The sequence below is a fragment of the Moorena sp. SIO3I6 genome (genome assembly GCF_010672095.1).
This window is the reverse complement of sequence record NZ_JAAHHU010000024.1, coordinates 1-13,130: the sequence shown is the minus strand read 5'-3', so window position 1 is coordinate 13,130 and position 13,130 is coordinate 1. Positions and strand designations below refer to the sequence as shown.

The following is a 13,130-nucleotide window of genomic DNA, read 5'->3' as shown; positions in this document are numbered from 1 at the left end:
AGAGCTATCGACATCTGAGCATTGCCCGAAGCAAGTGGAATTGATCTGGTCTAGACAATGAAGCTGCTTATATCAAGGCAGGGTGAGGACCGATAATTAGAGGGGGGGTGGGGAGAGGGGGAGATGGGGAGATGGGGAGATGGGGAGATGGGGAGATGGGGAGATGGGGAGATGGGGAGATGGGGAGATGGGGAGATGGGGAGATTTTTATTAAGGGTAATTATCCCGACATGATATTAGACTCAGAACAAACAGAGTACCAGTGGAAAGAGAGCCGATGCCAAACATCAGCGATCGCCCCAAGGGAATATCGAGAATGTAAAACACCGAGTAGAAGACTCGGGCAATTACAAATGCGATCGCACACCCGATGGCGAGGGTTGAATTCTGACCCGTTATATAGGCCATCAACGCTGCTGCGCTAAATACAATAAACGTTTCAAAGGAGTTCTGATGTGCCCAAGTCGCTCGTTGGGCATAGGGCGGTAGCTGATCAAACATGGCGCGAGGGGCACTTTGGTCATAGCCTAGTTTGAAACGGCTGTAGGCAACTACCAGATACGGTAGATATATTAAAACCGTTGCCCCCACAATACAGTAAAGTAAAATTCCCGAACCGGATAGATGCATAGTCTAGCTCACACTAATCAAAATTAATTACAATTAATCACAACTAATCAAAATAGAACAGAGTAACAACCTTACTTTGCTGTTCTGCCTCCTTACAGGTGTTCAGGAGGGTACGGCTATCATGGAATGCGAAACAAATTAACTGCTGACACCGGGCAATAATTTCGGCATTACACAAGGCACTAGCTTCAGCGAGAGACAAGGTATCATTTTGGGGGTTTTCCACCAAATGCATTACCTTCTCCAAGTAATTTCGGGATTCCAGTGGCTGTCGCTGAAGACTTTGGGGCAAAATTACCGTTAGCAAGGACGGATCGGCTCGCATAGCACCTCGAATGGCAGCTAAGTTGGTTCCAGTGGCACCAGAGGTAATCAGACGATTACCGGCTTGCACTAAGGCATAGCTCATCATCTCAATTAGATTCTGATGGGTGATCGGAACGTGACGTGAACCCAACAAGGCAATTCGCTTAGAACCAGTTTGCTGTATGGCTGCGAGTTCCTGGGCTAATGTATCGATACTGGCGGTCTCTATTGGTTGACTCAAAGATAAAGATGCTGGTAAAGGCTGAACGACCAGGATATTTTAGCAGAACTAATCTGTCATGTCCTCCTTCAAAAGAATTTGAAGGAAAGGGAATAGGGAATAGGGAATAGGGAATAGGCATGCTAGCAAGAGGCAAGAGGCAATAGGCATGCTAGCAATAGGCATGCTAGCAATAGGCATGCTAGCAATAGGCATGCTAGCAATAGGCATGCTAGCAATAGCAATTTCCCTCAAAGGTTGCTGAGAATTGCTATAGCAGTCGAAGCAAAGCTTAGGAAATCTTTTGCTCCCTGCTCCCTGCTCCCTGCTCCCTGCTCCCTGCTCCCTGCTCCCTGCTCCCTGCTCCCTGCTCCCTGCTCCCTGCTCCCTGCTCCCTGCTCCCTTTGCTATAGGGTTTAAAATTGCTATATTCTAAATATGTGCTATCATAATGAATGGTTTGGACGCATAGCTCAGTTGGTTAGAGCACCACGTTGACATCGTGGGGGTCACTGGTTCGAGTCCAGTTGTGTCCATATTTCTTTAACTCCCCACACTTCCCTATTTTTGCCTACTCCCTATCTCCCCATCTCCCCATCTCCCTATCTCCCCATCTCCCCACACTCCTTACTCTACCGATGCTCCCAGGCTCGCATTTTACCAGGATTCATCAATCCATAGGGATCAACTATTTCCTTAAACCGCAACTGTTCCATATCAACGGTTTTCATACCCCCATCTTCCAAGATGTAGGTGTGGGGATTAGCAATCATAGCGCCATACTCTTCGTGATAGCGAATAATCTCATTTAAACGCTCCTCAGAACTATACCGAACGATTTGTAGTCCCACTGGTATGAGTTGTCCTGCTACTCGCATGAATTCTAAATGCATGATCACTTCATCCCCAAAGTGCTGATAAAAATGCTCCACCTGTTCCAGATTCACAAATGAGGTTTGTAAATAGGTGAGGCTGGGATCAACACTACGGGCGTGTAAGGTGGTATGATTCCAGGTGAACTCTGCTAGGCTGACTCCCTTACTCGCTTCTAGGGCAGTCTTCTGGTAAGTGACCTCTCCACCATACTCCCGAACTAAATCCTGGAATGGCTCTAGGGAAGATTCCGCTATCATCAGCAAGGCACAGTGCTTAGCTTCCGGAAGGTAGTTGCTGAGAGCGGCAAAGTAGGATGGAATTGGCCAAGCGTGAATGCTAATCAGTTTCTTAATCAAGCCATCCGCATCACCTAAGGCTTGACCAAATCTAGCAGCAGTCATAAAGTCATTAAAGACTACGATTACTTCAGCCCAAGGATAGACTGGTCCTAGGGGTATTTCTAATTCAGTGATAATGCCATTGGTGCCATAGGCGTGATTCACCTTCTGCAACTGATCTGACCGTAATTCGATCACACGGGGCTGGTCTTCGAGGGTGACGACTTGGAGAGCATGAATATTTCCGCGATCGCGTAATACTCCATAAGTAATGGAACCAATGCCGCCACTCCCGCCACCAATAAACCCACCAATAGTAGCGGTGCGATAGGTAGAGGGAGCCATGCGCAATTCCCAGCCAATTTTATGAGCTTCTTTGTCAAAGGCGGCTAGCTTGACCCCAGGCTGAACAGAGGCTAAACCCGGTTTTATCCAGTTAATCTGATTGAGGCGAGTAGTATCGAGAATCAGACCACCGTTGAGGGGGATACACTGACCATAATTACCAGTCCCTGAGCCTCTTACGGTTAGGGGAGCTTTGTACTTAACGCAAACCCTAGCTATTTCCAGGACTTCCGCCACCGTAGTCGGACGAACTACGATGTTCCCCCGTTTATCTTTAAGCTGGGATTCCAGTACCGGACTGAAGTGGTAGTAGTCTAGGGATAATTTAGCAACTTGGGTCGGGTCATCAATAATTTCTATTCCGGTAAGTTCCGAGGCTAGGGAATTCCAGTCAATAGCTTGGGGGGTTGTCATCTGAGGTTCAGGAGGTCTGGGAAGTAGGTGCAGGGATTGAAACCCATTGACAAATAATATCTTCTACTGGGATACCTGCGGCAATCAGTGCAGAGGTTAACCCTTCCTCGAAGTTATCTTCTTCAATCATGACTTGGCTATCGACTAAGCGAGCATGAAACAGAATGGAGTTGATCCAGCGTTGCTTATCCCAGCCTGTAGCCAGAATCAGAAAATGACCGGAATCGCGATCGCAAACAGGATAAAGCTTAATTGCTTGTAAGCGAGGTTGGGCGCGAGTTGCCTCTTGCAGGGTTTTTTTCAGAATATCTGCATAGCTTAGTGAGCGCTCCATTTAACAATAGCCTCCCGCTCTGGTTCGTAAACTAATAAGTTAATTTTATTCCTCTCGACAGCTAGCTGAAAAATTGGTTTTTGGAAATGTCGAATATAAATAGCTTGACTGATAGCTAAGAACAACTGCCGTTCTGGTTCTTGCTTCTCCAAAGCCCATTGGTAAAGCTGAAGCTGTCCCATGGTTTTTTCCAATTCATTAATGACTGAAGGGGAGTCGAAGCCTTTAATTTCTACAGCAATTTTCCGTCCTTTTTTTTCGGCTGCAAAAAAATTTTCTGCTCCTAAATCAGCTTTCAATAGCGTTTTTTCTAGCACTAAAATTAACGGATCATCTGTAATCGTCCACCCATCTTTTTCGAGAGTGCGGCGCAGGGAGAAATGTAAATCATCACGTCTAGACATTAGTTATCAAGCTTGGATGTATCCGATCATGTTCATGGCGCTGGACGTTTTCCCTAGACTGGTGGGCGTGATCTCAAACCATGCTCTCCCTTTTGCTGAGGCAGTTTGTGTTAGGGGTGCGTCGATAGGTTGCCTGCCAAAGCTGCCAAACTTATACCCTAAGCGACCTTAACGGATTATAGCATAGCTGAGACAGTCCACCACGCACTTTTGTATGGATACCTTTTGCCTTGCTATATACCGGTTTTCAATTGGGTGAGGTACAAATTTTTGGGTTCATGGGAGCAGCAATCCCCCAAAGCCGAGTAAATTTTCAGCATAGTACGCCATCCTCTTGAAGTGTTATAATTACCTAACTCTCTCGATTATAGATTTTTAAGCCGAGGTGGTAATTTTTATAGTTTAAACTAATTTGTAATCTTTAACAATCACTAAAATAGGGTTATGGAAAAAGTAGTTAAAAAACTAAAAATGAAGCAACAAAAAAGCGATTTTAGCTACTGGCAAAAACAGTCCTACAAAAAACGCTTAGAAGCCCTATAAATAATCCGTCAGCATAACCACCAATATCAATACAACAATGCTCAACCAAGACTTCAAAGAGTTTATACAATTATTAAACGATAATCAAGTAAAGTATTTAGTAATTGGTGGTTATGCAGTAGCCGTACATGGTCATCCTCGCTATACCAAATAGCAAAGGGAACAGGGAACAGGGAACAGGAAACAGAAGGGTGAATCTCACTTTTACCCAAACTTTAAACTAACTAAAACCTCTCTATATTAAATTCTCCAGTTTGCACGATGCGCACGCTACACCAACGAGGTTTATTTTAAGCTGACCGCTGACCGCTGACCGCTGACCGCTGAGGATTTTGAAACCTGTTATCAGGCTAAAATCGAGGTAATCATTGACGATATATCGGTTAGTTTTATTGATTTAGACAATCTTATAAAAAATAAACAAGCATCAGGAAGGTTACAAGATTTAGCTGATGTGGAAAATTTACAAGATTGAACATGCATCCTGTTAAAATTCAGACCCGGTGGTGCGTTACGGGGCGGACTATCTCAACCTTGGCTACGAAGCGAACAATAAGGGGAAGTCCGCCCCTAATACTAAGTTGCGGTCAAAGGTACAACTTTCTCTTCCGCCAATCTCCCCATCTCCCCATCTCCCCATCTCCCCATCTCCCCATCTCCCCATCTCCCCATCTCCCTATCCAACTAATCTACTCTCTTTGAATGCAACTCGGTATAACTCACCCTACCTATGCCCTTCTCCATATAAGTTAATTGAATTTCCGCTATAGCACCGATAAAACAGCAAACCAGTACTGGCATGTGAGAAAATAGTACTCGTTTAGAACAAACAGGTTCCTGTTTTTGATACATTAGTACTAGTATGTTAGCAACAAGTACTAGTTACTGAGAAACGAGTACTGTTAAGTGATAAACTAGTACAGTTTAACGAAAAACTAGTACTAGTTTGTTATACACCAGTACTAGTTAACGAAAACGAGTACTAATATATAACAAACTAGTACCCATTTGTTATACACCAGTACCCATTTGTTATACACCAGTACTAGTTAACGAGAAACGAGTACTGGTATGTGATAAACTAGTACTAGTTAGCGAAAAACTAGTACTAGTTAGCGGTAAATGGGTACTCGTGTGTTAGACGTCATTACCTGGTCTGGTTTGTTGTTAACTGTTGACCGTTGACCGTTAACCAGAGACTTCAATGACTGAAGGGGAGTCGAACCCTTTAATTCCCACAGCAATTTTTCGTCCACTCCCTACTCCCTACTCCCTACTCCCTACTCCCTACTCCCTACTCCCTCACCCAATTTAAAATTTCCTTAGTAAAATTTGCATAAAAGTAGCACCACCTAAGGATATATAGTAAGAAACTACCAAGTGGCTGATTTGTCGATGGGTACTTACTCTACTATTCCTGTATTCTGTCTCAAGCTAGCTAGTGCTAGCTTACTCTGCCTGCTCTCACCGATCCTAGCCCCGGAAACTCTGGGAGTTGCTCCAGCAGTGGCACAAACGACTCTAGACCAAGCCACTCAAGCGGAGCAGTTATTGGATCGGGCAAGGTTAGAGTTTGTTAAAGGTCAGTTGCCTCAAGCCAAGGAGAGTTATCAACAAGTATTGACGATTTATCGGGAATTGGAAAACTCTTCCGGTAAAGCTAAAGCTCTCAATGGCCTTGGACAGGTTTACAATCTATTATCTCAACACACCAAAGCCCTGGAAGCATTGCACCAAGCTCTGAAAATCCGTCAAAGTCTAGGGGAGCGAAAGGAAGAAGGGGAAACCCTGACCCATATCGGAACAGTTTATTCCAGTCAGGAAGACTATGCTAAAGCTCTGGAGTTGTTGGAGCAAGCCCTAACTATTAACCAAGAAGTAGGTAATCAGCTTGGGATTGGTTATGCACTGGTTAGTCTTGGCTCAGTTTACTCCTCCCAAGGAGAGTATGACAAAGCCTTAGATAGGTTAGAGCAAGGTTTGAGTATTCTCAAAGAAGTAGGTGAGACTCAGAAAAGCGTACGCATTCTAGCACGCTACTATCAAGCCTACGCTCTGAATGGGATCGGCTTAGCTTACATCAGGTCAGGGAAATTGAGCCAAGCTTGGGAGTTTGTGGAGCAAGCTCATGCCCTGAGTCGAGAAGAGGGTTATCAATTAAGGGAAGGTGTAGCCCTGACCTTGAAGGGAATACTGTATAACAATCAAGGGGAATTGGATAAAGGGCTAGAAACCCTGGAGTTGGCATTAGCCATTACTAAACCAACTGGTTTTCGGGGATTAGAACAGAATATTCTATTTTGGATTGGAGGGATTTACAACCAGAAAGGGGAGTATCTCAAAGCCCTAGAGGTTTACCAGGAATGCTTAGCGATTCGGCGAGAATTGGGTAAGCGTAAGCTGGAAGGAGTTGTGCTCAATAATATTGGCTTAGTTTACTATAACCAGAAACAGTATGACCAAGCCCTCAACTATTATCAGCAAGCTTTAGCTATTCACCGGGAAGTTAACAATCAGGCTGATGAAAGCACTACCCTTGGTAATATTGCTTACCTTTACCGGAACCAAGAACAGTATGACCAAGCCCTTGACTATTATCAGAAAGTTTTAGCTATTCATCGCCAACTCGGTAAGGGTAAGCTGGAAGGAATTGCGCTCAATAATATTGGCTTAGTTTACGATAAACAGCAACAGTATGACCAAGCCCTCAACTATTATCAGCAAGCGTTAGCTATTCACCGAGAAGTTAAGAATCAGGTTGCGGAAAGCACCACCCTTGGTAATATTGCTTACCTTTACCGCAAGCAAGAACAGTATGACCAAGCCCTAGATTACTACCAGCAAGCTTTAGCTATTCACCGGGAAGTTAAGAATCAGGTTGCGGAAAGCACTACCCTTGGTAATATTGCTACACTTTACCACAAGCAAGAACAGTATGACCAAGCCATTGACTATTATCAGCAAGCTTTAGCTATTCACCGCGAACTCGAAAATCAAGTTCAGGAATGGATTACCCTTACTAATCTTGGAGATGTTTCCGTTAAACAGGGAAAGTATCAGCAAACCATAGACTATTATCAACAAGCCTTAGCCATTTCCAAAAAAATTAAAAATCCCACAGGAGAAGGTGCAAATCTTTGGGGGATTGGGAACGCTTATTATGCATTGGGCAACCATGACCAAGCCATAGACTACTACCAACAAGCCTTAGAGATTTTCCGCAAACTTGACAATACCTCGGTTGAAGCAAATATTCTGGGAGGGCTTGGACTAGCTCAAATCAGGCAAGGGAACTATCAGCAAGCTCTGGAGTCTTATCAGCAACTCCTAGCCCTTGCCCGAGAAACCAAAGACCGCTCTGAAGAAATAAATGCTCTCAATTTTAGTGGGCAAGTTTACGACTCTCAGGGCAAGTATGACCAAGCCCTAGATTCCTACCAGCAAGGTTTGGTTATTGCTAAAGACATTGATGACCAGAAAGCTACTGGAATCCTCCTCAATAATATTAGCTTAGTTTACAGCAAGTGGGGAAAGTATGACCAAGCCCTAGATTACTTACAGCAAGGTTTAACCATTAGCGAAAAGTTGAAGGATTCCGTCAACATTGCGAAGCAACTCAACAACATTGGATTGATATATAAAAACCAAGGGAAGTATCGCCAAGCTCTAGACTATTATCAGCAAGCTTTAGCGATTAACCAAGAGTTTGGCGATCACGGTCGTCATAACGTTGCTACTAACCTCAATAATATTGGCTCAGTTTACAATGTTTGGGGTGAGTATGACAAAGCTCTAGATTACTACCAGCAAGCTTTAGCTATTTTTAAAGAAATTGGTGAGCGCTCCCAGGAAGCCAATACCCTTAATAATATTGGGTCAGTTTACAGCAGTCAGGGTGAGTATGACCAAGCCTTAGAATACCACCAGCAATCTCTAGCTATTTCTCAAGACATTGGCAGTCCCTCAAGGGAAGCTACTACTCTCAATAATATTGGGTTGATTTACTATGCTCGGGGTGAGTATGACCGAGCCAATGAATACTACCAGCAATCTCTAGCTATTTCTCAAGAAATTCGCGATCGCTTTAATGAAGCCAATACCCTTAATAATATTGGAGAACTTTACAGCAGTCAGGGTGAGTATGACCGAGCAAAAGAATACTTCCAGCAAGCTTTAGTGATTCAACAAGAAATTGGCGTACGTTCAGCGGAAGCTGTTACGCTCAATAATATTGGGGGAGTTTACCAGAGTCAGGGTGAGTATACTCAAGCCAAAGAATACTTCCAGCAATCTCTAGTTATTTCTCAAGAAATAGGCGTACGCTCCCAGGAAGCTGCTACCCTCAATAATATTGGGTTTATTTACTATGCTCAGGGTGACTATAACCGAGCCAATGAATACTACCAGCAAGCTTTAGCTATTCACCAAGACCTAGGCGTACGCTCAGGGGAAGCTACTACCCTCAGTAATATTGGCTCAGTTTACGATAGTCAGGGTGAGTATGACCGAGCTTTAGAATACCACCAGCAATCTCTAACTATTTCTCAAGAAATAGGCGTACGCTCCCAGGAAGCTAGTACCCTCAATAATATTGGCTCCGTTTACCATGCTCGGGGTGAGTATGCTCAAGCCAAAGAATACTTCCAGCAATCTCTAACTATTGTTCAAGACATTGGACAGGGTTCAGGGGAAGCCAGTACCCTGGGCAACATCGGAGTAGTTTACAGTAGCTGGGGAGACTATGCCAAAGCCTTAAACTATCGTCAGCAATCTCTAAAAATTAGGCAAGACATTGGTGACAAGAGGGGAGTTGGTGAGACTCTCCACAATATCGGAACAATTTATACTGACCAAGGGGAGTATGACCGAGGTTTAGAATACTTCCAGCAATCTCTAGCTATTTTTCAAGACATTGGCTACCGTTCAGGGGAAGCTGCTACCCTCAGCAACATCGGAATAGTTTACAGTCACTGGGGAAAGTATCCCAAAGCCCTAGAGTATCAGCAAAAAGCCCTAGCCATTCGTCAAGAGATTGGTGACCAGGCCGGTATTGGCACCACCTATAACGCTATGGGGCTAGATTATCTGGATTTGGGAGATTATCCCCAAGCCTTGGACTACTTCAACCAAGCTAATCCAATTTTTAAGAAAATTGGGGCTAAAGAAGGGATTGCGGAAACCCTAACTAACATCGGAGAAGTTTACCAAAAACAAAAACAATATCCCAAGTCTCTCCAATTCTATCAGCAATCCTTGGCTATTTCTCAACAGATTGGTAATCGCTTGGATGAAGCTATAGCCCTGAATCTGCTCGGAAGAGTTTATGAAGAACTGGGAGAGTATACTAAAGCTAATGACTATCATCAACAAGCCTTAGAGATTAATCAAACAATTGGTTTCAAAGCTGGGATTAGCTATACCTTGTACAATATCGGAATAGTTTACACTAATCTAGGAAACTATCCCCAGGCTTTAGCCTCCTATCAAGAAGCTTTAGCCCTGTCGAGAACTCTTGGTACTCGCTTAAGGGAAGGGAAAATTCTAGCTGGTATCGGTAAGTTGTATGATACCCAAAACCAATCGGAATTAGCGATTACCTTCTTCAAACAATCGGTTAATGTCCGAGAAGGGATCCGCAAAGAGTTAAAGGTTCTGCCCATTGAACAACAACAATCCTTTACCAATACTGTTGCCCAAGACTATCGCCGCTTGGCTGATTTATTGACCCAACAAAATCGCAACTTAGAAGCCCTACGGGTGCTCGATTTACTGAAAGTCCAGGAGTTGCAGGATTACCTCAGTAATGTGCGAGGGGATGATAACACCGTTGATGGCATTACAGAACTGACTGAAGAACAGGAAATCATTAAAGGTACCCAACCGATTATCGACCAAGCCATTGCCCTGGGTCAAGAACTCAGTGAATTGGAAACTATTCCTAACGATAAGCGCACCCAAACCCAGCAACAGCGAATCATTCAACTTAGGAAAAATCAAGCTAAGCTAACCAAAGACTTTCAAAATTTCCTGAAGAGTCCAGAGGTAGAAGCTCGCTTGGCAAAGTTGAGGGAAACTACAGAAGCAGAAAACTTAGACTTAAAGAAGTACGCTAAACGATTGCAAGAGCAACTGCAGCAATTGGAACAGGATGCGGTTATTCTCTATCCCCTAGTATTAGATGAGCGTTTGGAATTAGTCCTAGTCACTCCTTATGCTCCCCCGATTCGCCGCACGGTTAAGGTAAAACGGAAAGACCTGGAAATAGCGATTAAAAACTTCCGCAGACTCCTGGCAAATCCGGCTCGTAATGCCAGACCTCCCGCCGAGCAACTATACCAGTGGCTAATTAAACCCATTGAAGGGGACTTAGCCAAGGCTAATGCCAAAACTATTATTTATGCTCCTGATGGCAAATTGCGCTATATTCCCCTAGGGGCACTTTATGATGGCGAGCAATGGCTAATTGAGCGGTTGACAGTTAATCAGATTACTGCTCTGAGCCTAACATCCCTAGACAATCAACCGACACCACAGTTACAAGTGTTTGCCGCTGCGGTCACCAAAGAGCATACTATTCCGGTAGGGGATAAACGGCATAACTTGGCTGCTTTAACCTTTACCCAACCAGAAGTAGAGCGTCTGGCAGAAACCTTTCCCAACACTAAGACATTGATCGATAAAGAGTTTCACGGGGATACCATTTATCAGATGAATGACTATTCCGTAGTGCATCTAGCCACCCACGCTCTGTTCGACAAAACTAAACAAGATTCCTTTATTCTGTTTGGTGATGGCAGTCACGTTACTCTCAGCCAGGTAGAAGAAAAATGGGATTTATCTAATGTAGATTTAGTGGTGCTCAGTGCCTGTCAAACCGGCTTAGGGGGAGAATTGGGGGATGGCAAAGAAATCCTCGGTTTTGGTTATCTGATGCAAAATGCTGGTGCCGATGCTGCGATCGCATCCCTATGGTCAGTTAATGACGAAGGTACCCAAGCCTTGATGAATAAATTTTATCAGGTCTTGAAACAGGGGAACGTTACTAAAGCGGAAGCCCTCCGGCAAGCTCAAATTGCTTTAATTACCAAAGTAGAGTATGGTTTGGAGCATCCCTTTTATTGGGCACCGTTTATTTTAATTGGAAATGGATTATAGGGAATAGTAACAACAAGGCTTTTAAGACCCGGTGGGTGGAACGGGCATCTTGCCCGTTACAATCGGACAGATTGTCCCACCCTACGCCATATTTACTAAGCATATTTTTTAACAGACAACAATAAACCGTGTCCTGAAGCTTCTCCTACATACCACAGTAATTTAAGGGTGCTCAAATCGAAGTATTTAGCTAAGTGAGACGTCACTTCCAGATACAAAGGAAACTGGTCATTGAAAACTCGATAGAATAAAATAAATTCTCCTGATGGTGCTAATACTTTGCCAACGTCACTAATAGCTCTGAATACGATATCGTCATTCCTTAAAATTCCCATTTCGTAAGAGTCAGGATCGATGGGGCGCTCGATTGAACGACTGGGAAAACATATAAAGACAGTATCGTAAGTTTCCTCTGCTTCTCCTGCACATAAATCCTGCACCTTCACCTGATCTTGACTTCGCATCAGTGGATGATTTTTAATTTCCCCGATGTCAGGGCTATTTCATTCTAAAAAGTTGCTTAAGCGTGTCTAGACCAAAAGAACAAAGTCGTTGAGCTTGTGCCATATTTTTAAACATTTGGTCACGGTATAAATTGAGTGTAAAATTACGAGCTATGGNTTTCTTGGTACACCATGCGATCGCTTTAGGTTTGCACACCACCACCCTGATTCTAGTCAAGGGTGCGCTGGATGCCCGTGGTTCCAAGCTAATGCCCGACAAGAAGGACTTCGGTTATGCCTTCCCTTGTGATGGTCCTGGTCGTGGCGGTACTTGCGACATCTCTGCTTGGGATGCCTTCTACCTCGCCATGTTCTGGATGCTGAACACCTTAGGCTGGTTGACCTTCTACTGGCACTGGAAGCATCTGTGCGTCTGGCAAGGTAACGTGGCTCAGTTCAATGAGAACTCTACTTATCTCATGGGCTGGTTCCGGGATTACCTGTGGGCTAACTCTGCTCCGTTGATCAATGGTTACAGCCCGTTTGGAACCAACAACCTGTCTGTCTGGGCTTGGATGTTCCTCTTCGCACACCTAGTTTGGGCAACTGGTTTCATGTTCCTGATCTCGTGGCGTGGTTACTGGCAAGAGCTAATCGAAACCTTGGTCTGGGCACACGAGCGTACTCCTCTGGCTAACTTGGTTAGCTGGAAGGATAAGCCAGTTGCGCTGTCCATCGTTCAAGCTCGTCTGGTTGGTTTAACCCACTTCACGGTTGGTTATATACTTACCTACGCCGCATTCTTGATTGCCTCGACAGCTGGTGCATTTGGCTAATGGTTGCTGAAACTAGCTTTTTAGGTATTTAAATTGTAGGTAATTAATTTAAATCTCCTGCCTTCCGGTGGGGGATTTTTTGTTGTTTACCAAAAGCGGTTGACCTTAGGTCACGGGACGCGAAAGCAGATTAGGAACAGGAAAACAATCGCTGAAACCCTGATTATTTTGTCAGGTTTACCATCTACTGAATAGACTTTAATGGCTTGGCAGGCGCAAAACTATAGCGCTATATCAAATACCAGTTATTAAACTAATATTGACAAAAACTAGAAAATGTGGTAAT

General features: G+C 44.1%; 11 protein-coding genes and 1 tRNA gene. 4 read left to right on the top strand and 8 right to left on the bottom strand.

Annotation, left to right across the window (positions count from 1 at the left end; genetic code table 11):
* Positions 1–210: 210 nt before the first annotated feature.
* The 3 genes from F6K49_RS09095 to F6K49_RS09085 are packed head-to-tail and all read right to left on the bottom strand — an operon-like array spanning position 211 to position 1,411.
* On the bottom strand, positions 211–630 hold the full coding sequence (locus F6K49_RS09095; RefSeq protein WP_293019467.1) for an MAPEG family protein: 420 nt from the start codon (positions 628–630) through the stop codon (positions 211–213).
* 43 nt (positions 631–673) lie between these two features.
* Complete coding sequence (locus F6K49_RS09090; protein WP_293019466.1) at positions 674–1,177, bottom strand: DNA recombination-mediator protein A; 504 nt, start codon at positions 1,175–1,177, stop codon at positions 674–676.
* A gap of 48 nt (positions 1,178–1,225) precedes the next feature.
* Positions 1,226–1,411: a hypothetical protein gene (locus F6K49_RS09085; protein ID WP_293066982.1), complete on the bottom strand. Its 186-nt coding sequence runs from the start codon at positions 1,409–1,411 to the stop codon at positions 1,226–1,228.
* Positions 1,412–1,414: 3 nt separating this feature from the next.
* On the opposite strand from F6K49_RS09085, the gene F6K49_RS09080 reads away from it, so the two are divergent.
* Entirely contained in the window at positions 1,415–1,576 is a 162-nt protein-coding gene (locus F6K49_RS09080; RefSeq protein ID WP_293019464.1) for a hypothetical protein, read from the top strand.
* Positions 1,577–1,618: 42 nt separating this feature from the next.
* A tRNA-Val gene (locus F6K49_RS09075) sits at positions 1,619–1,692 on the top strand.
* Between the two features lie 96 nt (positions 1,693–1,788).
* Here the strand turns inward: F6K49_RS09075 and F6K49_RS09070 are convergent.
* The 4 genes from F6K49_RS09070 to F6K49_RS09055 all read right to left on the bottom strand — a co-directional run bounded on the left by F6K49_RS09070 (position 1,789) and on the right by F6K49_RS09055 (position 5,074).
* Positions 1,789–3,129 carry an FAD-binding oxidoreductase gene (locus F6K49_RS09070; RefSeq protein ID WP_293066988.1) on the bottom strand — a complete coding sequence of 447 codons (1,341 nt, stop codon included), beginning with the start codon at positions 3,127–3,129 and terminating at the stop codon, positions 1,789–1,791.
* Positions 3,130–3,136: 7 nt separating this feature from the next.
* Positions 3,137–3,463 carry an element excision factor XisI family protein gene (locus F6K49_RS09065; protein ID WP_293073611.1) on the bottom strand — a complete coding sequence of 109 codons (327 nt, stop codon included), beginning with the start codon at positions 3,461–3,463 and terminating at the stop codon, positions 3,137–3,139.
* Entirely contained in the window at positions 3,448–3,867 is a 420-nt protein-coding gene (locus tag F6K49_RS09060; protein WP_293095977.1) for a XisH family protein, read from the bottom strand. Before F6K49_RS09060 ends, F6K49_RS09065 begins: the two co-directional genes overlap by 16 nt.
* A gap of 1,081 nt (positions 3,868–4,948) precedes the next feature.
* Positions 4,949–5,074: a hypothetical protein gene (locus tag F6K49_RS09055; protein ID WP_293080533.1), complete on the bottom strand. Its 126-nt coding sequence runs from the start codon at positions 5,072–5,074 to the stop codon at positions 4,949–4,951.
* 731 nt (positions 5,075–5,805) lie between these two features.
* Between F6K49_RS09055 and F6K49_RS09050 the strand changes: the two genes are divergently transcribed.
* The gene (locus F6K49_RS09050; RefSeq protein WP_293095971.1) at positions 5,806–11,565 is read left to right on the top strand and encodes a tetratricopeptide repeat protein; all 5,760 of its coding nucleotides are present in this window, start codon (positions 5,806–5,808) and stop codon (positions 11,563–11,565) included.
* A gap of 95 nt (positions 11,566–11,660) precedes the next feature.
* Here F6K49_RS09050 and F6K49_RS09045 read toward each other — a convergent pair whose 3' ends face one another.
* Positions 11,661–12,029, bottom strand: coding sequence for a hypothetical protein (locus F6K49_RS09045; protein WP_293095968.1), 369 nt, complete (start codon positions 12,027–12,029; stop codon positions 11,661–11,663).
* 101 nt (positions 12,030–12,130) lie between these two features.
* On the opposite strand from F6K49_RS09045, the gene F6K49_RS09040 reads away from it, so the two are divergent.
* Positions 12,131–12,844: a hypothetical protein gene (locus F6K49_RS09040; RefSeq protein WP_293095984.1), complete on the top strand. Its 714-nt coding sequence runs from the start codon at positions 12,131–12,133 to the stop codon at positions 12,842–12,844.
* Positions 12,845–13,130: the final 286 nt, after the last annotated feature.